The sequence below is a fragment of the Nonomuraea helvata genome, assembly GCF_039535785.1.
GTDB lineage: Bacteria > Actinomycetota > Actinomycetes > Streptosporangiales > Streptosporangiaceae > Nonomuraea > Nonomuraea helvata.
Genome location: NZ_BAAAXV010000001.1, coordinates 420,214 through 444,142, shown reverse-complemented (window position 1 = coordinate 444,142; position 23,929 = coordinate 420,214). Strand labels below are relative to the sequence as shown.

Genomic DNA, 23,929 nt, shown 5'->3' with positions numbered 1-23,929 from the left:
ACCCGGTAATTAACTTCGTCAAGAATTGAATTGAAAGCGCTTTCACCCTAGTCTCTAGCGCACTGTGAGGAGTATCGGGCGTCTTGGGCGACCGCCGCGCCGCGCGCATGGGCGGATGGTGAGGCGCGATCGACTCCTCCTATCTCTTGTCTCCTGGAGGGCATCGTGCCGAACTGGACGCTCAGCGACGAGGACCTGGAAGCAGCGCTCGCCCTATCCCCTGCGGGAGAACTCACGCTCGAGGTGCGCCACGCCGGCCGCGTGGTGATCGAGCCGTCCCGGCTCGGGATCAGGACCGCGCACGAGGACCTGAGCCGAGGGCTCGTCCTGTCCGGGATGTCCGAGCAGCGGATCGAGGAGTCCTATCGGACGGTCATCGGCAAGCGGCGCGAGCACCGCTACGAGGCCGGCGAGTGGACGCTGTCGTTCACCAAGGGCACGCACCGGCTCGACCTGCAGATCCGGGTCGGCGGGCACGGCGTGGCGTACCGGTACGTGGTGCCGTGGACGGGGCCGGTCACCGTCGTGGAGGAGGTCTCGGAGTACGTGGTGCCGGGCGCGGCCCGCGCGGTGCTGCTCCCGTACGAGAACGGCCGGTGCGACTACGAGGAGATCCACCGCCACGGCAGTGTCGCCGACGCCGAGCCCATCCTGTACGGCTACCCCTCGCTCTTCGAGGTCGGCGGCTCCTGGCTGCTGGTCACCGAGTCGAACCTGGACAGCGGCTACGCCGGCTCCCGCCTGCGCTTCGACGGCCACGCGTTCCGGCTCGACCTGCCCGACCCGTACGTGACCGCGGCCAGCCCGCTGACCACCCCCTGGCGCACGCTGATCGTCGGCGACCTGGCCACGATCGTGGAGAGCGACCTGGTCACCAGCCTCGCGGCGCCGTCCGAGGTCGAGGACCCCTCCTGGATCAAGCCCGGCGCCGCCGCCTGGTCGTGGTGGTCCGACGGCCCTTCCACCCGTGACCTGGACGCCCAGAAGCGCTGGGTCGACTTCGCCGCCCGCAACGGCTGGCCGTACGTGCTGGCCGACGCGGGCTGGAACAAGGAGTGGATGCCCGAGCTGATCTCCTACGCCACCGAGAAGGGCGTCGGCATCTGGCTCTGGTCGCACTGGCAGCACGTGGACACCGAGCTGGAGCACCGCGAGAAGCTCGCGCTCTGGAAGGAGTGGGGCGCGGTCGGCGTGAAGATCGACTTCACCGAGTCCGACGGCCAGGACCGGATGCGCTGGTTCGACGCCATCCTGGCCGCCACCGCCCGGCTGAAGCTCATGGTGGTCTTCCACGGCGGCACCATCCCGCGCGGCACCGAGCGCACCTGGCCGCAGTTCATGACCGCCGAAGCGGTCAAGGGCGCCGAGTGGATCAAGCCCAAGCCCGGCAAGCAGCCGCTCTACCAGCCCGCTCACTACCTGTCGCTGGCCTTCACCCGCAACGTGCAGGGCCCGATGGACTTCACGCCGTGCACGTTCACCGGCCTGCGCACGATCTCGGCCGGGTTCGAGCTCGCGCTGTCGGTGATCTTCGAGTCCGGCGTCCAGCACTTCGCCGACGGCATCGAGGCCTACGAGGCCCGGCCGGAGGCACTGCGGCTGCTGTCGGCAGTCCCCACCGCCTGGGACGAGACGCGGCTGCTGTCCGGCGACCCCGCCGACCACATCCTGCTGGCCAGGAGGAGCGGCGGCGAGTGGTACGTCGGCGCGGGCGTGTCGGGCGAGGCCCGCACGCTCACCGTGCCGCTCGACTTCCTCGACCAAGGGGAGTGGGCGGCCGAGATCTACCGGGACGCCCCGGGCGACCGGATCCTCGCCGAGACGGTCACCGTCTCCGCCGGGGGCAAGCTCGACCTCGCCGTCCCCCCCAACGGCGGGTTCACCCTCCACCTGAGGAGAGAGCTCTGATGACCAAGCGAACCACAGGCGTCTTAGCCGCCCTGGTGCTCACCGCAGCCGCCCTGCCCGCCGCCACCCTGCCCGCCACCCCGGCCGCCGCGGCCGCGTGGACGCTGCGCTGGAGCCCGAACCCCGCGAACGACACGGTCGCCGAGGCGTTCGAGGGCATCGAGGACGACCGCTCCGACTCCCACCCCGGGGTGACGCACATCTACGTCTCCGGCGACGCGTACCGCTTCGACATGCACACCCGCGACCGCGACGGCGACGACCGCCAGCGCAACGAGGTCAAGGGCATGCGGACCGGCGGCAGCTCGTACCTCAAGATCCTCGAGAACGAGACCTGGCGCATCAGCTACCAGCTGTACATCCCGACCTCGCTGGACGCCACCAGCGGCTTCTCGCACATCGCGCAGATGAAGGTGCCCGGCTCCGGCGCGCCCCTCTACACGATGTCGCTGCCGGTCTCCGGCGGCACCCAGAAGATCAACGTACGGTACTGGGACGAGTCCGAGCAGACCCACGAGGTCGGCAGCACGAACCTGGAGCCGATCCAGGGCAAGTGGGTGGACACCACGTTCGAGTTCAAGGCGTCCGACAGCGGCTACCTGCGCTGGACGCTCAAGGACGGCTCGACGACGCTCGTCGACAAGCGATTGGACAACACGGACCTGTGGCGCGGCGACGACGAGTACCTGCGGCCCAAATGGGGCATCTACCGCAGCATCAACAGCTCGGGCCTGCAGAACACCTACCTGTTGATCAGGAACCTCAAGGCCTACCAGCTCACCGGCGCGAGCGAGTGAGCGGCCGGATGAGGAGAACGCACAACCTGCGCTGGGCGGGCGTCCTGTCGGCGCTCGCGCTGGTGGCGGCGTCCGCGGCGCAGCCGATGGGCACGGCGGGTGCGGCCACCGCTCCCACCGCGCCTCCCACCGCGTCTCCCGCCGGCCGCTGGGAGACGCGGTGGAGTCCCAGACCGTGGCGCGACGGCGTCAACGCGTTCGAGGCGCTCGAGGACGACCGGCGCGGCTCGCACCCGGAGGGGCTGCCGCACGTCCACGCCGAGAAGAACTACTGGCGGTTCGACGCCCATCTGGAGGACCGCGACGGCTCCGACCGCATGCGCAACGAGGTACGCGGCATGCGCGCCGCCGACGGCACGCCGCTGGAGATCCGCAAGGACGAGACCTGGCGGATCACGTACCAGATGTACATCCCGGACACGCTCGACGCGACCACGAACTTCACCCACATCTGGCAGCTGAAGAACTCCGACGTCGGCACCCCGATCGCGCAGATCTCACTGCCGGTGGTGAACGGCGTGCAGAAGATCGCGGCCCGCTACTGGACGCTGGAGGACAACAAGTCGCACGACTTCGCGACGGCCGACCTCGAGCCGATCCAGAACAAGTGGGTCACGACCACCATCGAGTTCAAGTCCGGCGACGCCGGCTACCTGCGGTGGGTGCTGCGGGACGGCCGTCGGACGATCGCGGACCAGAAGGCCGAGAACATCGACCTGTGGTGGACGCAGGAGCAGCACAACCGGCCCAAGTGGGGCATCTACCGCAGCATCAAGAGCGCCGGGCTGCAGGAGACGTACCTGCTGGTCAAGGATCTGAAGGCGGAGCAGCTCGGGCCCGCGACGCCGCCGGTGCAGCTGCCGCCGCCGGACCGGAGCCCGGGGACGTACGAGGCCGAGCGGGCCGGGAACGTCTTCGAGGGCGCGGCCGAGCCCGCGTACTGCGCCGTCTGCTCCGGCGGGCGCAAGGTGATCCTCATCGGCGGCAACGTCTACGACTACGCCGTCGTCAGGGGCGTGCTGTCGGAGACCACCGGGACCAGGCAGATGACCGTGCACGCGCTGGTGGACGGCTCGCAGTCGTTCTCGGTCAGCGTCAACGGCGGCGACGCGATCCGGGTGCCGATGACCGGGACCAAGGACACGGTGACGACCGCGACGGTGCCGGTGGACCTGGTGGCCGGGGTCAACACGATCCGGTTCTTCGGTTTCACGGCGCGCGGGCCCGAACTCGACAAGATCGTCATCAGGTAGGTGGACATGGCACATGACCTCAGCAGGCGGGCGGTGCGCTCGCGCTGTCCGCAACGGGCGCGCTACCGGCGAGTGCCTCGGCGCTCTGGCAGTCCCGCCTGGTGCGCTACGACCGGTGGGGACGGCTCGCGTACGAGCAGGACGCGGAGGGCAACCGCATCCCGGACTTCAGCCACGCCGGCTACCGCAACGGCGAGCGCCCGATCCCCCACGTGCCGGTCGTCAAGACGATCCGCCCGGTGGAGGGCGACAACACGGCCCACATCCAGGCGGCCCTGGACGAGGTGGCCGCGCTGCCCCGCGAGCGGCGCGGCGCCCTGCTCCTGCTGCCCGGCGTCTACCCGGTGGCGGGCACCCTGTACGTACGGGCCGGCGGCACGGTGCTGCGCGGCACGGGCGACGGCGAGGACCCGGCGAGCAACACGATCATCAAGGCCACCGGCAACACGCCCAAGGACCGCGACGTGATCGTGGCCGGCGGAAGCGCGGGCGGCGGCTGGACCGGCGAGGTCCCCGGCACCCGCACCGAGATCACCACCGACCTCGTGCAGGTGGGATCGCGGGAGTTCGAGGTGGCGAGCCCCGGCTCGCTGCGGCCCGGCGACAACATCGTGATCACCCATCCCTGCACCGAGGAGTGGCTGAAGGCCATCGACTACGGCGGCCACGACGTCGGGCCCGCCTGGCAGGTCGGGGAGCACCCCATCATCTACAACCGGTACGTTCGCGAAGTCTCCGGAAACATCGTGAAGATCGACGTACCGGTCTTCAACCACCTCAACCGCGCCTTGTCCCCGTCCTTCCTCTACAAGTGGGACAGGGCCGGGCTCGTCACCCAGGTGGGGGTGGAGCGGCTGCGCGTGGACGTCGAGTATCACGGAGACCCCGAGCAGGACGAGGACCACGCCTACAACGCGATCGTCCTGCTGCGCACCGAGGACTCCTGGGTGCGGGACTGCACCATGCTCCACTTCACCCAGGCCGGGGTCGCCACCCAGGAGACCACCCGCGCCACGGTCGAGAACTGCCGGGCCGTCGATCCGGTCAGCATCGTCACCGGCGGCAGGCGTTACAACTTCAACGCCTACGTCTACTCCCAGCAGGTTCTCTTCCGCGACTGCTACGCGTACAAGGCCCGGCACGCGTTCGTCTCCAACGGCCACAGCACGGTCTCCGGAGTCGTCTTCCTGCGGGGCACGTCGGAGTACGCGCTCAACTCCAGCGAGGGCCACCGGCGCTGGTCGCAGGGCCTGCTGTTCGACGGCCACAAGGACATCGACCCGCACTACGACTACACGCTCGGCCTCTACAACCGGGGCCGCTACGGCACCTCGCACGGGTGGTCGGCGGCCCACTCGGTGGCCTGGAACTGCGACGTGTCGACCAGCAGGCTGATCGTGCAGAAGCCGCCGACCGCCCAGAACTACGCGATCGGCTGCCGCGGCACGATCACGGGCGACGGGCCGTTCCAGCAGCCGGCCGGGTACATCGAGGGCGCGAACCAGCCCGGGCTCGTCCCGCCCTCGCTCTACCAGGCCCAGTTCCTGGATCGCCTCCGCCCCTGAGGAGGACCGGGGCGCAGCCGCTGACTCACGGGCGCTGGAGCGGCTGCGCCTCTGCCACCCCGTGGGCCCGGCTTTTGTGCGCCCCATGGCCCTGGCGCGTCTGCGGCGCGGTCCCGTGCACAGCGGCCGTGGGTTCGGCGTCGATCCGGCGGTGTCAGCGCTCCAGGCGCAGCAGGCCGCCCTCCGGCACGGTGACCTGGGCGATGCCGGGGCGCAGGGCGAAGGTGTTCTCGCTGACGATCCGGCCCTGGCAGTCATGGATGGTGGCGCGGGCCGTACCCGACCCCGAGACCTCCAGGAGCACGTCGGAGGAGGCGTCGCCGTTGGCCAGCCACAGCGTGCCGGTGGCCGGGACCGCCACGGGCACCGGCGCGTAGCGGGCGGTGACGACGGTGTCCTCCGAGCGGGCCGTCACCTGCGGGTAGCCCAGGTCGGGCCGGGCCGGCCGGAAGGAGCCGCGCTGCAGCACCTCCGCGTGCTCGCGGAAGAACCCCAGCCAGAACCGGAGCACCTCGGCCTGCTCGGGCGTCTGAGAGGTCAGGTCCACCGAGATCTGCGGCACCGCGAAGAGGACGCTGATGAGCTGGGTGGCCACGCGCGCGGGCCGCTCGCCGGGATGCCACATCAGCATGTCCGCGTGCACGGCCAGCGGTCCCGCGATCAGCCGCAGGTCCACCGTGCGCTGCCGGTTGTGCGCCGGGCTGAGCGGGCAGTCCGAGGCCCGGACCATCGTGGCGAACGGCCACAGGCCGGGGCTCACGTACGGCTGGCGCAGCTCGACCAGGCAGTCGCGGGGAAGCTGGGCCAGGAGTCTGCGCACGCCCTCGTTCACCGTCTCGCAGTCCGCCTCGGGACCGGGCGGCGGCGGGTTCTCCACGGCGAACTGGTCGATGAAGTCGATCTTGAGCCCGTCCATGCCCCACTCCGTGACCGCGCGGGTGAGGTGGCCCGCGACGAGGTCGCGGACGTACGGGTAGCGGGGGTCGACGATGGCCGCGTTCATGTGGTCCTTGTAGGCCAGCGTGTACGGCTCCACGCGGTCCCAGAGCGCCGTGTGGCGGCCCACGAACGGCAGGGCGTACCAGAGCAGGTAGGCCAGCCCGTCACCCCGGACCTTGGCCACGTGTCCCGAAATATCGGGAAAAGAGGTGGGGGACGGCTCCCACTCGCCGACGTAGCCGTAGCCGCGGCCCCGGTCGTCGCTGTGCCAGCCGTCGTCCACGATGATCGCCTCGCAGCCCAGCTCGGCCGCCGGTCCCGCCTGCCGCTCCACGCTCTCGGCGCTGACGTGCTGCTGCATGGCGTACCAGGTCGAGTAGGCGGGCATCCGAGCCACATCCGGCACGTCGGCGACGGGGCCGTGCAGCGCGCGCCACCAGTCCGCCACGCCGGACAGCGTGGCCGCGAAGTGCCGCCGGGTGAGGTCGAGGCGCAGCAGCAGCCCCGCGTCCGGGGTGGCCTCATGCTCCACCCAGAACCCGAACTCGCCGGTCTCCTCCACCACGCCGGTGCGCGTCCGCACGGGCCTCACGACCTCGCCCGCGGCGAATGTGCAGATGGCCACGTCACCGGCTCCCACCAGGCAGCCGACGGGCGCGTTCTTCTCCAGCGCCGCCGTACGGGGACGGCGCCAGAACGGCGGCAGCCCCCGGTGCTCGCCGCCGTCGGCGGCCCAGAACGCGGTCGCGTCCACGCACGGCACCTGCCAGGCGACGCGTACGTCGGCCGTCCTGTCAGGGGTGACGCGGAGCTCGAGAACGCCGGGGGACGGCTCGGTGGCGGTCCAGGTGAGCGCGGCCGCCGCCGTGCACGCGAACTCCAGCCCGGCCGCCTCGACCCGCACCTCCTCCGGCTGCTCGAACGTTCGATCGTGAGGCTGCCAGATGCCAGGTGCCGCGGTCACTCAAGCTCCCTCGTGTTCATGGCCTCACTTCGTGAGGCGTCTCGTTCGCTGGGATCCGCTGCCTTCCCTCGTCGCTCCGGTCGCTTCGCTCCCTGCGCTCCTCAGTCCAGGCAGCGGCGCTCACTCGTGTTCATGGCCTCACTTCGTGAGGCGTCTCGTTCGCTGGGATCCGCTGCCTTCCCTCGTCGCTCCGGTCGCTTCGCTCCCTGCGCTCCTCAGTCCAGGCAGCGGCGCTCACTCGTGTTCATGGCCTCACTTCGTGAGGCGTCTCGTTCGCTGGGATCCGCTGCCTTCCCTCGTCGCTCCGGTCGCTTCGCTCCCTGCGCTCCTCAGTCCAGGCAGCGGCGCTCACTCGAGGGTGAAATGCTGCTGGATCGCTACCGCGGCGGCGCCGCGGGCCCACTGCTCGAACGACCTCGGGCGCAGCAGCAGGCGGCAGCCGGCCGCCGCGCCGAACGCCTGGGCCGTGAACGACCGGTTGAGCTGCTCCTCGAACAGCTCGTACGACAGCAGCCCCGGCACGTCCCCGGTCACGACGATCCGCTCGGGCCCGAACAGGTTCGCCATCGCCGCCATGGCCAGCCCGATCGCGTGCCCCGCGCGGGCGAACACCTCCCGCACCGCCGCGTCCCCCGCGTGAGCCGCGCCGATGGCGGCCTCGACGGTCAGCGACCCGTCGCCGGACGCCGCGCGGGCGGCCGCCAGCAGGGGCGCGGTCCCGGCGATGGCCTCGACGCAGCCGCGCCCGCCGCAGTGGCATTCGGGCTTGTCACCCCCGACGGGAATGTGGCCGATCTCCCCGGCCACGCCGTGCGAGCCGGCCACCACCCGGTCGTTCACCATCAGCCCGCAGCCGATCCCCACCCCCACGGTGACCAGCGCGAACGACGCCGCGCCCACCCCGTCGCCGAACCACTGCTCGGCCACGGTGAGCGACTTGACGTCGTTCTCGATCGTGACGGCCAGGCCCGTCGCCTCGGCGGCCAGCCGCGCCAGCGGCACCTGACGCCAGTGCAGGAAAGGCGAGTAACGCACCACCCCGTGGGCCTTGTCGACGTCGCCCGACACCGCCAGGCCCAGCGCGTGGCAGCGCTCGCCGTACGCGGGGTCGGCGGCCAGCAGCTCGGACACCAGCCCGGCCAGCGCCGCCACCACGCCCTCGGCCGAGGTGGTGTCCAGCGGGCGGTGCGCCGAGAAGAGCGGCTGGGCGCGCAGGTCGGTGACCACGCCGATGAGCTCCTCATGGGTGATCTTCACGCCGCAGAAGAACTCCCGGTCCGGCCGGATGGACAGCGGACTGGCCGGTCGGCCCGCCCCCGGTGCCGTACGCTCGGTGGCCTCCAGCTCCTCCAGGTAGCCGGCCTCGATGAACGGTCGGGCGGCCTTGGTGACGGCGGCGGACGACAGCCCGCTCCGCCTGGCGATCTCCACCCGGGAGACCGGCCCCTGCGTCAGCACCATGGTGAACACGGTGGCCGCCGCCGGGGTCGTGGTGAGCCGAGGGTGCATGAGGGCAATAGTAGCAGTAATTAACTTCGTCAAGAATTGAATTCGGGCAGGGGCGTGCTTAGGCTCGCGGCATGCGATCAGTGACCTTCGACGCCTCCGGCCGCAGGTGGTTGCTGCGTACCCCGGCCACGAGCTACGTCGTCGCCCTGGCGGACGACGACGCCCCGCGCTGCCTGCACTGGGGGCCGGTGCTGACCGCCGAGCAGGCCGCCGGCCTGCCCGCGCCCGCCGCGTTCGGGGCCAGCAGCTTCGACAGCACGGCGGGGGAGGAGGAGCTGGTCACCGAGGCCGGCGCGCGGTTCGAGACGCCGTCGCTGCAGGTCGTCTTCTCCGGTGGTGACCGCGGGATCGAGTGGCGCCACGAGGGTCACGACATCGACGGCGGCCACCTCACGCTGCGCTTCTCTGACCGCCGCCACCCGTTCCTGGTGGAGCTGCACTACCGGGTGTACGAGGACAGCGACGTGATCAAGCGCTGGACGGTGCTGCGCCCGCAGGTGCCGGTGACCGTGCTGCGGTGCGACTCGGCGGCCTGGAGCGTTCCGATGCTGGACGGCTACCGGCTCAGCCACGTCACGGGCGGCTGGAGCTCGGAGCACGCGCTGAGCCGTACCGAACTGGTGGTGGGGGAGGCGACGCTCACCAGCAGGCGCGGGGTGAGCAGCCACCACGTGAACCCCTGGCTCATGTCGCGCGGCCTGCCGCTCGACCTGCGCGGCGACTACGCCAGCGCCCTGGTCCGCCTGCGCGCCTGCTGAGCCCCCGCCCGCTCCGGGGAGCAGGTAGAACAGGTGGGTGGGATTCGGCGTGCGGGAGTTCGAGCTGTCCTTGATGCACCGGATGCGCGACCTCAACCCCGAGAGGGTGGAGGAGGCGCTGGGCGACATGGGCGCGTCCAGGGCCGAGCTGCGTGCCGCCCACGCCCGGTGGACCAGGATGCTCCACTCGCCGCGGCCCCCGAAAGGGCCGCGCAGGCTGCTCGGCCCTCCCTCGTACGCCGGCACGACCTCCATGGGGAGCCTGACCTGCGACGTGACCCGCTGGGCCCTGCCCTCATGGCCGGGGCTGGAGTTCGAGGTCCTGACCGGTCCCGGCGGCGAGGTGTGGAACCAGTGGTTCGTCCGCCCCGCGGGCCCCAGGACGTTCTCCTTCGACGAGCTGGTCCCCTGGGGATGCGTCGTCGGGGACGTCGGCGCGAGCTTCCCCGGGGCCGTCCACCTCGAGGGCCAGGCACCGCACCACTGGGCGGTCGATCTCACCCACGAGGGCGCGACGTACCGCGCCCGCTTCGTCTACGGCCTCTGTCAGCGCATCGACGGCCCGTAGGCGCCGTCGGCGGCTGGCGGAGCCGGAAGATCGATCGCATGATGATGATGTCGTCCCGGTCAGGAAAGGTGTCATGCATGCCCTCGAACCCAGAGTCCCGTCGTCCGCGCCGCCGCGCCGTCGTGGCGGCCATGATCTCGGGAGTCCTCGCGTTCGGGGGATCGATCCCGGCCGCCTCCGCCCAGGACGACGGCGTCTGCGCGCCCGAGACGGCGCTCTGCCAGGAGATCCGCGGAGTGCCCGGCGACTACCGCTACTGGTTCATGATCCGGCCCGTGCCGACGACGGCCGTCTTCTCCTTCACCGTCAACGGCGTCCCCACCCCCGGCTCCCTGGACACGAGCGTCACCGGCACGGCGCTCGAAGGGGACTTCTACCCGGCTGTGGTGCTGGTCAGCGGGGACCAGGTGTGCATGCACCACACCGGTGCCACCCGGGAGTACTGCGCCACCACTCCCTAGACGTTCTTTACTGTTCTGTACAAAATCCGCTAGCCTCCTCCCATGGGCAGGCCGCGTGAGTTCAGCGATGAGGCAGTCGTCGACGCTGCGATGGAGGTGTTCTGGGAGAAAGGGTATGAAGCGACCAGCACCCAGGACCTGTGCGCCCGCACCGGCCTCGGCCGTGGCAGCCTCTACAACGCCTTCGGCAGCAAGCACCGCCTGTACGAGGAGGCGATCCGCCGCTACGCCGCGACCAGGGCCGACGCGCAGCTGGCGATGCTGGCCGAGCCGGGGTCGGTGCGCGAGCGGCTCAGGGACCTCATGCTCGGCGTGATCGACGCCGACATGGCCGACCCCGGCCGGCGCGGCTGCCTGGCGCTCAACGCCGCCACCGAGGCCGGCGGGCGCACCGAGGCCGTCGCGGGGCTGGTGCGGCGCCAGTTCGCCGACCTGGAGCAGGCGCTGTGCCGGCTGGTGGAGATCGGCCAGAGCACGGGCGAGCTGTCGCGGGGCCGGCCGCCGCTCCAGGTGGCGCGCGCGTTCCAGAGCGCGTACTACGGGCTGCGCGTGCTCGCCAAGGTCACCGACGACAGGAACGCCCTCCTTGACGTCGTCGAGGGGGCCGTCGCCGCCCTGTAGAGATCCCGGCCGCGGTTCGTCGAGCCGCGGCCCTTTTTGCGCCCTCATTTTGTACTGATCTGTAAAGAAGGAGAGAGTGAAAGCCTGATGAGGCTCACTGTGCCGTCACTGATGCTGTGCGTCTTCGGGATCACGACGGGCGAGTTCGTCATCGCCGGGATCCTCCCGGACATCGCCACCGACCTGGCCGTCTCGATCCCGGCCGCCGGGCTGCTGGTGACGGCGTACGCCATCGGGATGATCGTCGGCGGTCCCGTGCTGACGGCGCTCACCGCCCGCTTTCCGCGCAAACCGCTCATCCTGGTCCTGCTCGGGATCACCGTCGCCGGCAACCTCGCCTCCGCGCTCGCGCCCGCGTACGGCGTGCTCTTCGCGGCCAGGATCGTCACGGCGCTGGTGACGTCCACGTTCTTCGCGAACGCGATCGTCATCGCCGTCTCCACCGCCGCGCCGGGCAAGCAGGCGTCCACCGTCTCCAAGCTCGTCTTCGGGATGAACCTGTCGATGATCCTCGGCGCGCCCATCGGCACGTTCATCGGCGAGGACCACGGCTGGCGGGCCACGTTCCTGGCCGTCGCGGCGTGCTGCGCGGCCGGGCTCCTGCTGGTGTGGCGGCTGGTGCCGGACGTGCGCGACGCAGGGGCCGGCACAGGGGCCGGCACAGGGGCCGGCACAGGGGCCGGCACAGGGGCCGGCACAGGGGGCGGCACGTCGGCCGTGGCCGAGCTGCGCGTGTTCCGCGCCCGCGACGTGCAGCTCGCGATCGCCGTCACGGCCGTGGGCAACGCGGGGCTGCTCATGGTGTTCACCTTCTTCGCGCCCCTGGTCACGAACGTCACCGGCTTCCCCGCCGCGTCGGTGGCCGTCCTCCTGCTGGTGTACGGGGTCGGCGCGGCCGTCGGCAACTTCGCCGGCGGCCGGCTGTCGGACCGGGCGCCGATGCGGTCGCAGCTCGGGCTGCTGGGCGTGCTCGCGGCGGCGCTCGTGCTCATGTGGGCGGTCAGCGGCAGCCTGGTGCTGACCGCGGTGATGGTGTTCGTGCTCGGCGCCGTGGGCTTCTCGGTCATTCCCGGCATGCAGGCCCGCGTCCTGTCCACCGCCTCGGCGGCGCCGACCCTGGCCATGGCGGTGAACGCCTCCGCGTACCAGCTCGCCGCGGCCTTCGCCGCCTGGCTCGGCGGGCGCGTCATCGACGGCGGGTTCGGGCTGCGCTCCCTCTACGTCGTGGCGGCCGCCGTCACGCTCGCGGGCATCGCGGTGAGCTCGTACGCCTGGCGCCGCGCCCGCGTCCCGGCCTGACGACGGCCCCGAGCCGTCAGGCCGGCGATCGTCGCGACATCACCCAACGCATTCGCATGATCACTTTAAGTAAGATAAAGTGGCGGGGTGGCTCACGAACCCCCCGCCGGTCCGCTCACTCCTGGCGGCTTCGACACCCGGCGCGACGTCGCCGCCGGCCTGCCGCTGTTCCTCGTCGAGCAGTGGCGCGCCTCCGACCGCACCGACCGTGCGGCGCGCCACCTGCTGAGCCGCCACGAGACGCGCGGATACTCGGTGGTGTCCGACTCGGCGGGGCTCACCCGGCTCAGCCAGCGGCTCGGGCTGCTGGAGGTGCTGGCGCTCATCGACCGGCCGAAGCGGATCCTGCACGCGTGCGCCAGGGCCGCCGGCGGGCGCGCGGTGGGGGTGTGGGCGGCCGACAACGCGCAACTGTTCCATCCGGAGACGGTGGAGGCGGCCACGCTGCTGTCCGCCCTGCTGACGGCGCAGGACGAGATCCGGCGCCACTGCGAGGTCCGCATCGGGATCGGCGCGCACCTCGGCTCCTACTACGCGCTGTCGGGCGGGCTGTACGGGGCGGAGGCCGACGCGGTCGAGGAGTTCGCCGAGAACGACACCGAGGGTGGGGAGATCGCGGTGACGCAGGCCGTGGTGGACCGGCTGCCGCACGGGCATCCCTTCGAGCTGCGGCCCAAGGACGGCGTCGGCGGCCTGGTCGGGCCCGTCCACCAGGTGCTCGACGGTCCCCGCCTCGACATTCCCGGGCTGGGCGAGGCGTGGGCGGCCGAGGGGTGGCCGGGCGAGCCGGGGGTCACCGGCCAGGAGCACTACCCCATCCCCTACTCCGGCGCCTTCTACGCCGACCTGCTGCTGCTCGACGCCCGCCCCGGCGACGCCGGACTGGCCGGGCGGCTCGCCGCCGAGCACCTGCGCGAGCGCACCGTCGTCCTGGTCGAGCGGAGCGCCACCCCGACCGACACGCCCGAGGTGGAGCTGCTGAGAGGGCTGTCGCTGTCGGCGGCGATGCGCGACGTCGGCCTGAGCCTCCTGCCGCCCGAGGGAGCCGTCGAGATCAAGGTCGCCGGGCCGCTGGGCATCTACCTGTTCGAGGAGCCCACCCCGGCCGTGCGCTTCGCGCTGGGGATGCGCACGGGGCTCGCCGAGCGGGAGATCGTGGGCCGGATCGGGGTGGCCGCCGGGCCGGTGCTCGCCGGCCGCACCCCCGGCGGCGGCTGGGACGTCGCCGGGGCCCCGGTCAACCTCGCCTCCAAGATGGCCCAGGACCTCGGCACGCCCGGCCGCGTCCACCTCAGCGATGCGGTGCGCGATGCCTTGGGCGGCCACGTCGACCTGACGGGCTTCGAGGCGGTGCGGCGCACGGTGTCGGGGGTGAAGATGACGTACTACGTGGGTTGAGGTCTACCGTGCAAGCGGGTGTCACGCCTGGTCGCGCGGCCAGGTGAGCTTGGGGCGGGCGGGCTTGCCCGTGGCCCTCATCCCGGGCATCTTCCCCGGCAGGTGGTATTCGACCCGCACCTTGTACCAGTCGCCACCCTCGCGCGGCCGCCCGCTCTCGTCGAGGACCGGCGTCTGCTCCACCTCTGAGTACGCGGTCATCAGCGACCGAGGCTCGATGTAGTGGACCACGTGGTAGCCGGTGCCCATCGCGCCGTTGTAGTAGTACGGATGCGACTGCGGGTCCAGCCCCGACGCCTTGAACGACCACATGAGCGCCTGCCCCCCGTAGTAGCGGCCGTCGGCCCGCTTGACCGGCCTGTAGTCCACCACGAGCCGGAGGTACTGCCTGCCCTTGACCTCGGCGAGCTGCGGCTCGCCCGGGTTGACGAACCCCTTGTAGTCCTTCTGCAGGTCCCGGATCCATGCCTCGGCCTGGGCGTCCGTCATGCCCCCGGTGGACAGGCCGTCGGTGATGAACCGGTAGGCGTTCCTCTGCCGGCAGAAGATGTCGTCCGCCGCCGGACCCTGCCACTTCTTCAGGTTGTAGGAGTAGAAGTACGACCTGCCGTCGATGCAGACCGTGATCGGGTCGTCCGCGCGGGTCGATCCCCACGCGACCCGCCACTGCTTGGTCCGGTAGTCGAACCCGCTCTCCCACATGTAGCCGCCCGTGCCCTTCTCGTACGCGGACCGCTCGCGGTACGACTCCTCGGTGAGGTGCACGACCGGCTGCGTGGCCATCCGCTTGAAGGAGGCGTAGAAGAGCGCCACCGGATCGACCCCTCGTAAATCCTGCGCCGTCAGGTCGTCCCTCCAGCGTGGATCCGTCGCCGGCCCGCACCTCGTCGCCGCCACTGTCGCCGTCACCGCCGCGTACGCTCTGCCACAGCAGCCACCCCCCGGCGCCGAGCCCCAGCACCACGACGAACGCCACCACCGTCGCGATGACGCTCACCCACGCGCTCCTCCCGCGCTGCGGCGGCGGGCCGCCGTGGCGATACTGATCGTTGGGTCCCCCTGACCACTGCGCCATGCGGGCCTCCCCATCAGCTCTGCGTCTCCGGCTGGTCACGCTAGCAACACCGGGAATCGCTTCGAAAATGTTTCAAGCGTCGCGCGGCGGTGGGCATCACAGAGATGGAGCACGTACGCGGGGAGGGTGCGCATGACCGATTCAGCGAGGGTGCGGTTCTACCGGGACAACGGATACCTGCTGGTCAAAGGGCTGCTCAGCAGGCGGGAGGCGGGGGCGTACCGGGAGGAGTGCCACGGGGTGCTCGCGCGGTTGCGGCCGACGGACCCGACCTGGGGGAGCGCGCGGCAGCTCGGCGGGGGCGCGACCGAGCTGCGGCACTGCCACGACGCGCAGTTCTACTCGGCGGCGTTCGCCCGGCTCATGGTGGATCCGCGCTTCACCGACGTGGCGGCGGCGCTCATGGGCTCGGAGAACGTCCAGCTCCACCACACCAAGATCTTCGTGAAGCCCGCCGAGAAGGGCTCGCCGTTCCCCATGCACCAGGACGCCGCCCACTTCCCGCACACCCGCCACACCATGGGCGCGGCCATCTTCCACTTCGACGACGCGCCCGAGGAGAAGGGGTGCGTACGGGTGGTGCCGGGCAGCCACAGGAACGGGCCGCTGCCGCACATCGAGGAGGGCGGGTGGCACCTGCCGCTGTCGCAGTGGCCGCTGGAGTCGGCACTCGCGGTCGAAGCCGAGGCAGGGGACGTGCTGTTCCTCAGCTATCTCACCGTGCACGGGTCGGGCGTCAACCGGGCGGAGCAGGCCCGTACGACCCTGCTCATCCAGTACCGCGACCCCGAGGACCGGCCCGCCGGCGACGTGCACCGCTCCCGGGGGCAGGGGATGATGCTGCGCGGGGTCGATCCGGCCCGCTACGCCTGAGCTGAAGGCTCCTCCCAGAGAATCGCATGCCGGGTGATGCGCCACGTGCCGCCGGCGGCCGTGGCGCCGCGCAGTCCGTCCAGAGTGCCTGGAGCGGCCAGGGTCACCGTCTCGGGCGTGCCGACGGAGGCGAAGGCGAAGGTGCGCGCCGGATCCCAGTCGGTGCTCTGGCGCAGCCGGCGGGCCATCTGCGCCCACCCCAGAGGCGCACCCGCCACCACCCACGCGTCAGGCTCGCCCGCCGCGAACCGCCGCGCGTGCCTGAGCCAGGAGGCCGCGCTCTCCGGCCAATGAACGACGGTCAGCACGTGCCCGCCCCGGGCCTGCCACGTGCGCACGAGGTCCTCGGCGGCGGCGACCGAGGCGGCGTCGCGGGCGTGGCCGATGGTGATCGTCTCGACGCGGGGCCGTTGCGTGGTCAGCATGGCCACCAGCGCGTCCAGCTCGGCGGGGGTGTGGGCGGCGGGCGGGTGCGGGGTGCGCGCCGGCGCGTGGACCAGCGGTGAGCGGGAGGTGTTCAGGCCCATGTTGTCCTCACTGGGTGGTTCTCCATTGCGCGTACGGCTCGGGGAGGCATACTGCGCACGGCCGGTATCCGGCGGCGATCGCGGTGTCCTCGTCGGCGAAGAAGACACGGTCGGTGACGTACCCGCCGCGGGCGATGGTGCGCAGGGCGGAGGGGCAGTCCAGGCGGCCGTACAGGCGGCCGCGCCGGTGGCCGCCCAGCGCGCCCGGGACCGGGCTCGGGTACGGCTTGCCGTCCGGTCCGGTCAGCGTGTACATCGGGGAGGTTCTCCCGGCAGGGGGCGGAGGGTCTCAGCGGGCGTTGTGGAAGATGACGCCCAGAACGGTGCGGGTCCCGGACTCGACGGCGTTGGTGCCGTGCCGCATGGCATGCCGGCGGTAGCCGCCGGCGCTCGGGCAGGGCCGGTGCCGTACCGGGAAGATCATTCCTTGGCCGAGCTCCGGCTTGACGACGATGGCCCTGGACTGGGAGCGGGGCCGCTGCTCGACGAACACGTTCTCGCCGCCGGTGAAGTCGACGCCCGGTTGGTTGAGCATGATCGCGATCTGCAGCGGGAAGACGACATCGCCGTAGATGTCCTGGTGCAGGCAGCTGTAGTCGCCGACGCCGTACCGCAGGATGAGCGGGGTGGGCCGCCGCTGTCCGGCGGCCGCGCACTCGGCGACCAGGTCGGCATGGGCGGTGGGGAAGGTCCGCTCGCCGAGCATGCGCGCCCACCGGTTGGCCATCCACGCCATCGGCGGGTAGAGGGTTTCGCGCAGCGCGCGCACCAGCGGGGGCAGTGGGTCGGCGTAGTACTTGTACGTGCCGCGGCCGAAGTCGTGACGCTGCATCACGACCGTGCCGCGATAGAGGCCCTCGGCGTCGAAGCCGTTGATGAGGGCCGCGCGCTGATCCCGGGTCAGCAGCGGCGGTGTCAGTGCCACGCCGTTGTCGTTGAGCCGGGCATACAGGCTCTCCCAGTCCAGATCGGATAGCGCGGAAAGCTCCGTGTGGGGTGCGACGGCCGGGGCGGCGCCGTCGCCGGGCAGGTCGAACAGCGTCGTCGCCACCGTCATCGCCTCGGTCCTTTCGCTCGGTGTCGGTTGATACAACACCGCGACGGCCGCCGACACCGGCCGTATTCGGACATCACAGCCCGGCAGCCCCCGGAAGACGGGCTGTCAGAGCGCCAGCACGTGGTCCAGCAGCGACTGGAGCGTGACCGCCCCCATCAGCCGCTCGCCGTCCACCACGGCCACCAGCGGGCTCCGCGTGCGCGCCATCAACGCGGCCAGCTCCAGCACCGTGGCCTTCATGTCGGCCACCGGCAGCTCCCGCGGCTGCTCGGGCAGGCACTCCCGCACCGTCCTGCCGCCGAGCCGCCGCAGGAACAGGTCGGCGTGGGCCTCGTCCACCACCCGGGCCAGCGCGGGGTCGTCCTGGCAGTACGCCGGCACCGCCAGCCGCAGTACCTGTGTGCCGGGCAGGATGCTGAACGGGCAGCCGTTCCGGTCGACGACGATGAGCCCCGGCAGGTCCTGCTCGGCCAGCAGCTTGGCCGCCTCCAGCGCGGAGGTGTCCAGGGTGACCGTCGGGAACTCGACGGCGAGATCGCGTGCGCGCATCAGTGGCCTCCGTGATCCAGCCTACTTCGCCACCCTCTCGCCCCACTCGGACTGAGGTCTCTTGTGCGAAGGGCCGGCCGTCGGCGGCGACATCGAGGCCGGAATTCGCCGAGCTGCCCTGGCCTCAGGCGAGGGACCGGAAGAACTCCCGCAGGTCGGCCACCAGCACCTCCGGCGTCTCCAGTGCCGCGAAGTGCCCACCGTGGTCGAACTCCGACCAGCGCACCACGTTGTGCGCCCGCTCGGCCAGCGGCCGCACCGAGAAATCCGTGGGGAAGACGGCCACCGCGGTGGGCACCGTGCCCCGCTCCCGCGGCCCCCACATGCTGAAGTCGTTGAACCGCTCGAAGTACGTGTGCGCCGTCGAGCCCGCCGTCTCCGTGAACCAGTAGATGCTGACGTCCGTGAGGATCCGGTCCCGGTCCACGGCGTCCTCGGGCAGCTTCGCCGCCGGATCCGTCCAGTCCTTGAACTTCTCCACGATCCAGGCGAGCTGCCCGGCCGGTGAGTCGTGCAGCGAGGCGGCGATGGTCTGCGGCCGGGTGCCGTGGACCTGCATGTACGCCCCGAGCTTGTCCTGCCACTGCTTCATCCCGGCCAGCCGCGCCTGCTCGGCCTCCGTCAGCGACCCCATCACGGCAGGGTCGGGGAAGGTGAGCAGCCCGTTGACGTGCACGCCGATGACGTGGTCCGGCGCGGCCCGCCCCATGAGGGGCGCGATGAAGGCGGAGACGTCCCCGCCCTGGACGCCGTAGCGGTCGTACCCGAGCCTGGACATCAGCTCGACGAGCGCGGCGGCCGTGCGGCCGTCCGTCCAGCCGGTGCCGGGCAGCGGCCCGGAGAAGCCGTAGCCGGGCAGCGACGGGATCACCAGGTGGAAGGCGTCGGAGGCGGAGCCGCCGTGCGCCGCCGGGTCGGTGAGCGGGCCGATCAGGTCGAGGAACTCGACGACCGAGCCGGGCCAGCCGTGCAGGAGCAGTAGCGGGGTGGCGTCCGGCTCGGCTGAGCGGACGTGCAGGAAGTGCACGTCCGCGCCGTCGATCGCGGTGGTGAACTGCGGGTACGCGTTGACCGCCGCCTCCTGGGCGCGCCAGTCGAAGTCGTCGGCCCAGTGCTCGGCGAGGGCACGCAGGTAGCCGGTGGGCACGCCGCGCTCCCAGCCGGTGCCGGGCAGCTCGGGGGCCCAGCGCGTACGCCGGAGCCGGTCGCGCAGGTCGTCGAGGTCGGCCTGCGGGATGTCGATGCGGTACGGCGTGATGGCGGTGTTCGTCATGGCTCCGACGGTAGGGCGGATTGGTGACAGGTTCTGGCACCGATGGCGAGCAGAATGGCCTTCATGTTGGAGACCTCGGCGCGGCTGCTGCGCCTGCTGTCCCTGCTCCAGTCGCGCATGGACTGGACCGGCGCCGAGCTGGCCGAACGGCTCGAGGTCGGCCTGCGTACCGTGCGGCGTGACATCGACCGGCTGCGCGAGCTCGGCTATCCCGTCCACGCGACGCCCGGCGTGGCCGGCGGCTACCGGCTCGGCGTGGGCGCCGCGCTGCCTCCGCTGCTGCTCGACGACGAGGAGGCGGTGGCCGTGGCGATCAGCCTGCGGACGGCCGCGACCGGGAGCGTGGCCGGGCTGGAGGAGGGGGCGGTGCGGGCGCTGGCCAAGCTGCAGCAGGTGCTGCCGTCACGGCTGCGGCACCGGGTGACCGCGTTCCAGGCGGCCACGGTGCCGCTGGCGGGCGCCGCGGCCCCGCCGGTGAGCGCCGACGTCCTCACTGGTCTCGCCGCCGCCTGCCGGGACCACCGCCGCCTGCGGCTGCGCTACCGGGGCCGGGAAGGGATCGCGACGCGCGAGGTGGAGCCGCACCGGCTCGTGCACACGCCCCGCCGCTGGTACCTGCTGGCCTGGGACGTGGCGAAGGAGGACTGGCGGACGTTCCGCGTGGACCGCGTCGAGGGCCCGCTGGGGGAGCAGGGCGCGCGGTTCACGCCGCGTCCGGTGCCGGAGCAGGACGCGGCGTCGTACGTGTCGCGCGCCATCACCTCCGCGCCCTACCGCTACCAGGCCCGCATCCTGTTCCACGCGCCCCTGGAGGCGGTCGCCCCCCGCACGTCGCCGGGGGCGGGGCGGCTGGAGGCGGTGGACGCGGGGACGTGCCTGTTCCTCGCGGGGTCCCATTCGCTGGAGGAGTTGGCGGTCTGGGTCGCGGCCAAGGGCTTCGACTTCGAGGTGCTCGACCCGCCGGAGCTGGTGCCGGTGCTGCGCGAAATCTCCGTGCGCCTCGGGAGAGCCGCCTCGTAGGGTGGGGCCATGCTCCCCATGACCGTTGACGAGGCCGTCGCCGCCGAGGAGGCCGGCCGGCGCCTCAAGTACCTGTACTTCTGGGGCCATCAGCCCGCCCGCGACGGCGGCGTCGGCGCCGGGTGCCTCAGCCAGTGGTGGCCGGTCACCTTCACCGAGGACGGCCACACGTACGCCTCGGCCGAGCACTACATGATGGCGCACAAGGCGTGGCTGTTCGGGGACGGGGAGAGCGCGGGCAAGATCCTCGCGGCCGGCCACCCGAACGAGGCGAAGTCACTCGGGCGGGCGGTGCGGGGCTTCGACGAGGCGAGGTGGGAGGCGCGCCGCTTCGACATCGTGGTGCGCGGGAGCGTCGCCAAGTTCGGGGCGCACGAGGAGCTGGCGGAGTTCCTGCTCGCGACGTCGGACCGGGTCCTGGTGGAGGCGAGCCCGGTGGACCCGGTGTGGGGCATCGGCCTGGCGGCGTCCGACCCGCGCGCCGCCTCGCCGGCCACGTGGCGGGGCGCCAACCTGCTCGGCTTCGCCCTGATGGCCGCCCGCGACACCCTCCTCGCCCGGCGTCAGGAGGGGAACCCCAGGTAGCCGGGCGGCACGTGGCCGGCCAGCCACACCCCGTTCGCGCTGACGTGGAAGACGTGCCCGTCGGCGTGCATGGCACCGGCTGCCACCGTCAGCACCACGGGGACGCCGCGCCGGGCACCCACGCGTGTCGCGGTCTGACGGTCGGCCGACAGGTGCACGTGGTGCCGGTTCATCGGCCGCAGGCCCTCGGCTCTGATCGCCCCGACGACCCGGCCCACCGTGCCGTGGTACAGCACCTCGGGCGGCTGCACGGCGGGCAGATCGAGGTCCACCGGCACCGTGTGCCCCTGGTTCGCCCGGATCCGGCCGTTGTCGAGGGTGTAGCGCCGCTTGTCGTTGGACTGGACGACCTCCCACAGCTCCGCGGCCGTGATCGGGAACCCGTGCTCGGCGGCGGCCCGCAGCAGCGTGTCCACCGGCACCCATCCGTGGGCGTCCAGTGTCAGCCCGATCCGCTGCGGATCGTGCCGCAGGTGCCGGGAGAGGTATTTGGAAATGCGCACCATGCGCCGTTCGTTCATCACCGCCATCATCGCGGCCCCGTCAACCGGTTTCCGCCGGGTGGGCGCGGACCAGGGCCTCGCCGGTCTCCGTGCGGTAGTAGAGCACCGAGCGGCCCGAGCGCCTGCGGCCCACGAGGCGCGCGTCCAGCAGGACCTTCAGGTGGCGTCCCACCGACCCCAGGCCCTGGCCGGTGAGGGCCACGAGCTGGGTCGTGCTCTTCGGGGAGTCCAGCAGCACCAGGACGCCGGCCCGGGCGTGGCCCATCAGGCGGCCCAGCGCCTCCGGCGGCCCCGCCTGGGTGTCGGCGAGCGCGCCCGAGCACGGGTACACCACCGCGGAGCGGTCGTCTGAGTCGTCCCATGCCGCCCAGGCCTGGCGAGGCGTGACCGGGACGAACATCAGCCGCGCACCTGACAGATCCCGCGGCGGGTAGTCGAAGGCGTTGATCCGCAGCCGCCCGTCCCCGAGCCAGCGCATCCCCGGGCGCAGGCCGTCCAGGGCGGCGGCCCAGCCGCCCCGGCTCAGCCGCGCCGTGCGGGCGACGACGTCGGCCTCGAGGACGCGGCGGCGCCGCGGCCAGTAGGGCAGCACGGACTCCCGCCACACCCACTCCACGTGGGTGGCGAGGCGTTCCGGCAGGTCGGAGCGGTGCAGGGCGGGCGGGAGCGGGCCGCCGAGCGACAGGGTCAGGTCCTCGCGGGCCTGGCCGGGCGGTGTCTCGCGGATGCTCGTCAGCTCTTCCTCGAAGGAGGACTCGTCGCCGGTGGGCGTGGGGGTGAGGAAGTCGGCGTTCCACGTACGCCCCAGCGCGGCCCGTACGAGCAGCGCCGTGATCGGGTCGTCCGCCAGCCGCGCCCGGTAGGCGGGCAGATGGGCGTCGAGCCAGGCCCGCTCGCCCGGATGCGCGGCCGTGTCCTGCTCCAGAGTCTTCAGGGCCGCGATGGCCTCCGCCAGCGGCGAGACGACGAAGCGTCCGTTCGCCAGCGTGTCCGCGCTGATCCGCCAGAACCCCAACGATGTTTCGCCTCCCCGCGAAACATTAGCGCCTCGCCCCGCCGCCATCGAGACTCCAGGCCCATGCGCACTTACCGGGAGTTGTTCGCCGCTCCGGAGTTCACCCCCCTCTTCGTCTGCTCCTCGGCCCAGGGGGCGGCCCAGACGGTCAGTGGGCTCGCCCTCGGCACGCTCGTCTACGCCGCCACGGGAAACCCGCTGCTGTCGGGGCTGGCGATGTTCGGCCCCGCGCTGGCCCAGGTGGCCGGGGCGGCGACGCTCCTGTCGGCCGCCGACCGGTTACCCCCGCGCGCCGCGCTGGCCGGGCTGGCGCTGTTCCTCGCGCTCGGCACCGCCGCGCTGGCGATCCCCGGCCTGCCGGTGTGGGTGATGATCGCGATCCTGGTGGCGGAGGGCCTGCTCGCGTCGCTGGGCGGCGGCGTCCGTTACGGCCTGCTCAACGAGATCCTCGCCTCCGGCGGGTACCTGCTGGGCCGCTCCGCGCTCAACATGGCCTCCGGGGCCGTGCAGATCGGCGGCTTCGCCCTCGGTGGCGTGCTGGTCTTCACCCTGTCGCCGCGCGGCACACTGCTGACCGGCGCCGCCCTGTACCTGGTGGCGGCCGTCGCCGTGGCCGGGCTGAAGAGACACCAGCCCCGCGCGGAAGGACGGCCCTCGCCCGCCGAGACCTGGCGGAGCAACGTCCTGCTGTGGTCGTCCGCACCGCGCCGCCGCGTCTACCTCGCCCTCTGGGTGCCGAACGGGCTGGTCGTCGGCTGCGAGTCGCTGTTCGTCCCGTACGCTCCCCAGCACGCCGGCCTCCTGTTCGCCTGCGCGGCGGCCGGCATGCTGGCCGGCGACGTACTGGCCGGACGGTTCATCCCTCCGGAGGGGCGGACCCGGCTCGTCACCCCGCTGCACCTGCTGCTCGCGGCCCCTTACGTGATCTTCCTCCTGGGCCCCGCGACCCCGGTGGCGGCGGCGGCCGTCACGCTCGCCTCGGTCGGGTACGCGGCGAGCCTGCTGCTCCAGCACCGCCTCATGGAGCTGACCCCGGACGAGCTGAGCGGGCACGCGCTCGGCCTGCACTCCTCCGGCATGCTCGCCATGCAGGGCGTCGCCGCGGTCCTCGCGGGCACGCTCGCGCAGTGGACCTCGCCCGCGGCGGCGATGGCCGTCCTCGCCGCGGCCTCCGTCGCTGTCACCGTGTTCTTCCCGGTACGCCCCGAGCCGTCCCCGGGTGTCGCAACCGGCACGCAACACCGCTCAAAGCTACCTTTGACCAGGGGAAAGTCCTCGCCGGGGGAAGGGCAGGACACGCATGACGCACACCGAGCAGGTGCGGCAGAAGGTGGATGAGGGCCCGGTCACCGGCACCTTCGAGCACGACCCGCAGAAGGTCGTCCAGGTGCTCCATCTGCTCGGCGTCTAGA

General features: G+C 72.0%; 24 protein-coding genes. 14 read left to right on the top strand and 10 right to left on the bottom strand.

What is annotated here, in order from left to right; translation table 11 throughout:
• The first annotated feature begins 165 nt into the window (after window positions 1-165).
• The 4 genes from ABD830_RS01940 to ABD830_RS01925 all read left to right on the top strand — a co-directional run bounded on the left by ABD830_RS01940 (window position 166) and on the right by ABD830_RS01925 (window position 5,523).
• Entirely contained in the window at window positions 166-1,908 is a 1,743-nt protein-coding gene (locus ABD830_RS01940; protein ID WP_344984495.1) for a glycoside hydrolase family 97 protein, read from the top strand.
• Complete coding sequence (locus ABD830_RS01935) at window positions 1,908-2,705, top strand: hypothetical protein (protein ID WP_344984493.1); 798 nt, start codon at window positions 1,908-1,910, stop codon at window positions 2,703-2,705. The genes ABD830_RS01940 and ABD830_RS01935 overlap by 1 nt, the downstream gene beginning before the upstream one ends.
• A gap of 8 nt (window positions 2,706-2,713) precedes the next feature.
• On the top strand, window positions 2,714-3,958 hold the full coding sequence (locus ABD830_RS01930) for a carbohydrate-binding protein (protein WP_344984492.1): 1,245 nt from the start codon (window positions 2,714-2,716) through the stop codon (window positions 3,956-3,958).
• 101 nt (window positions 3,959-4,059) lie between these two features.
• Window positions 4,060-5,523: a hypothetical protein gene (locus ABD830_RS01925; protein WP_344984491.1), complete on the top strand. Its 1,464-nt coding sequence runs from the start codon at window positions 4,060-4,062 to the stop codon at window positions 5,521-5,523.
• A gap of 154 nt (window positions 5,524-5,677) precedes the next feature.
• Here ABD830_RS01925 and ABD830_RS01920 read toward each other — a convergent pair whose 3' ends face one another.
• Window positions 5,678-7,426 carry a glycoside hydrolase family 36 protein gene (locus ABD830_RS01920; RefSeq protein WP_344984490.1) on the bottom strand — a complete coding sequence of 583 codons (1,749 nt, stop codon included), beginning with the start codon at window positions 7,424-7,426 and terminating at the stop codon, window positions 5,678-5,680.
• A 348-nt stretch (window positions 7,427-7,774) separates the two neighbouring features.
• Complete coding sequence (locus ABD830_RS01915) at window positions 7,775-8,935, bottom strand: ROK family protein (RefSeq protein WP_344984488.1); 1,161 nt, start codon at window positions 8,933-8,935, stop codon at window positions 7,775-7,777.
• A 71-nt stretch (window positions 8,936-9,006) separates the two neighbouring features.
• On the opposite strand from ABD830_RS01915, the gene ABD830_RS01910 reads away from it, so the two are divergent.
• The 6 genes from ABD830_RS01910 to ABD830_RS01885 all read left to right on the top strand — a co-directional run bounded on the left by ABD830_RS01910 (window position 9,007) and on the right by ABD830_RS01885 (window position 14,040).
• The gene (locus ABD830_RS01910) at window positions 9,007-9,693 is read left to right on the top strand and encodes a glycoside hydrolase family 36 N-terminal domain-containing protein (protein ID WP_344984487.1); all 687 of its coding nucleotides are present in this window, start codon (window positions 9,007-9,009) and stop codon (window positions 9,691-9,693) included.
• 37 nt (window positions 9,694-9,730) lie between these two features.
• Window positions 9,731-10,261: a hypothetical protein gene (locus tag ABD830_RS01905; protein WP_344984486.1), complete on the top strand. Its 531-nt coding sequence runs from the start codon at window positions 9,731-9,733 to the stop codon at window positions 10,259-10,261.
• Window positions 10,262-10,338: 77 nt separating this feature from the next.
• The gene (locus tag ABD830_RS01900) at window positions 10,339-10,722 is read left to right on the top strand and encodes a hypothetical protein (protein ID WP_344984485.1); all 384 of its coding nucleotides are present in this window, start codon (window positions 10,339-10,341) and stop codon (window positions 10,720-10,722) included.
• A gap of 42 nt (window positions 10,723-10,764) precedes the next feature.
• Entirely contained in the window at window positions 10,765-11,343 is a 579-nt protein-coding gene (locus ABD830_RS01895) for a TetR/AcrR family transcriptional regulator (RefSeq protein ID WP_344984484.1), read from the top strand.
• Window positions 11,344-11,430: 87 nt separating this feature from the next.
• Window positions 11,431-12,642: an MFS transporter gene (locus ABD830_RS01890; RefSeq protein WP_344984483.1), complete on the top strand. Its 1,212-nt coding sequence runs from the start codon at window positions 11,431-11,433 to the stop codon at window positions 12,640-12,642.
• An 87-nt stretch (window positions 12,643-12,729) separates the two neighbouring features.
• A complete protein-coding gene (locus tag ABD830_RS01885) occupies window positions 12,730-14,040 on the top strand; it encodes an adenylate/guanylate cyclase domain-containing protein (protein ID WP_344984482.1) in 1,311 nt (436 codons plus the stop codon).
• Between the two features lie 21 nt (window positions 14,041-14,061).
• On the opposite strand, the gene ABD830_RS01880 is transcribed toward ABD830_RS01885, so the two are convergent.
• On the bottom strand, window positions 14,062-14,853 hold the full coding sequence (locus ABD830_RS01880; RefSeq protein WP_344984481.1) for a hypothetical protein: 792 nt from the start codon (window positions 14,851-14,853) through the stop codon (window positions 14,062-14,064).
• 394 nt (window positions 14,854-15,247) lie between these two features.
• Between ABD830_RS01880 and ABD830_RS01875 the strand changes: the two genes are divergently transcribed.
• Entirely contained in the window at window positions 15,248-15,988 is a 741-nt protein-coding gene (locus ABD830_RS01875) for a phytanoyl-CoA dioxygenase family protein (protein WP_344984480.1), read from the top strand.
• Here ABD830_RS01875 and ABD830_RS01870 read toward each other — a convergent pair.
• The 5 genes from ABD830_RS01870 to ABD830_RS01850 form a co-directional block, all read right to left on the bottom strand.
• The gene (locus tag ABD830_RS01870; RefSeq protein ID WP_344984479.1) at window positions 15,979-16,515 is read right to left on the bottom strand and encodes a type 1 periplasmic-binding domain-containing protein; all 537 of its coding nucleotides are present in this window, start codon (window positions 16,513-16,515) and stop codon (window positions 15,979-15,981) included. The two genes, ABD830_RS01875 and ABD830_RS01870, sit on opposite strands and share 10 nt — an antisense overlap.
• Before the next feature lie 7 nt (window positions 16,516-16,522).
• Complete coding sequence (locus ABD830_RS01865; protein ID WP_344984478.1) at window positions 16,523-16,771, bottom strand: Ada metal-binding domain-containing protein; 249 nt, start codon at window positions 16,769-16,771, stop codon at window positions 16,523-16,525.
• A 33-nt stretch (window positions 16,772-16,804) separates the two neighbouring features.
• Window positions 16,805-17,572 (bottom strand): 2OG-Fe(II) oxygenase, encoded by a 768-nt coding sequence (locus ABD830_RS01860; protein WP_344984477.1) that lies wholly within the window; start codon window positions 17,570-17,572, stop codon window positions 16,805-16,807.
• 105 nt (window positions 17,573-17,677) lie between these two features.
• A complete protein-coding gene (locus ABD830_RS01855; protein WP_344984476.1) occupies window positions 17,678-18,121 on the bottom strand; it encodes a CBS domain-containing protein in 444 nt (147 codons plus the stop codon).
• A gap of 124 nt (window positions 18,122-18,245) precedes the next feature.
• Entirely contained in the window at window positions 18,246-19,394 is a 1,149-nt protein-coding gene (locus tag ABD830_RS01850) for an epoxide hydrolase family protein (protein WP_344984475.1), read from the bottom strand.
• Between the two features lie 63 nt (window positions 19,395-19,457).
• Between ABD830_RS01850 and ABD830_RS01845 the strand changes: the two genes are divergently transcribed.
• Both ABD830_RS01845 and ybiA read left to right on the top strand, forming a co-directional pair.
• A complete protein-coding gene (locus ABD830_RS01845; RefSeq protein ID WP_344984474.1) occupies window positions 19,458-20,414 on the top strand; it encodes a helix-turn-helix transcriptional regulator in 957 nt (318 codons plus the stop codon).
• An 18-nt stretch (window positions 20,415-20,432) separates the two neighbouring features.
• Window positions 20,433-20,999, top strand: coding sequence for a riboflavin biosynthesis intermediates N-glycosidase (gene ybiA, locus ABD830_RS01840; protein ID WP_344984473.1), 567 nt, complete (start codon window positions 20,433-20,435; stop codon window positions 20,997-20,999).
• On the opposite strand, the gene ABD830_RS01835 is transcribed toward ybiA, so the two are convergent.
• Together ABD830_RS01835 and ABD830_RS01830 are read right to left on the bottom strand one after the other, a co-directional pair.
• On the bottom strand, window positions 20,978-21,520 hold the full coding sequence (locus ABD830_RS01835) for an RNA 2'-phosphotransferase (protein ID WP_344984472.1): 543 nt from the start codon (window positions 21,518-21,520) through the stop codon (window positions 20,978-20,980). The two genes, ybiA and ABD830_RS01835, sit on opposite strands and share 22 nt — an antisense overlap.
• Window positions 21,521-21,542: 22 nt before the next feature.
• The gene (locus ABD830_RS01830) at window positions 21,543-22,517 is read right to left on the bottom strand and encodes an ArsR/SmtB family transcription factor (protein ID WP_344984471.1); all 975 of its coding nucleotides are present in this window, start codon (window positions 22,515-22,517) and stop codon (window positions 21,543-21,545) included.
• Window positions 22,518-22,580: 63 nt separating this feature from the next.
• Here ABD830_RS01830 and ABD830_RS01825 point away from each other — a divergent pair, with 63 nt between their 5' ends.
• Window positions 22,581-23,855: an MFS transporter gene (locus ABD830_RS01825; protein WP_344984470.1), complete on the top strand. Its 1,275-nt coding sequence runs from the start codon at window positions 22,581-22,583 to the stop codon at window positions 23,853-23,855.
• Window positions 23,856-23,929: the final 74 nt, after the last annotated feature.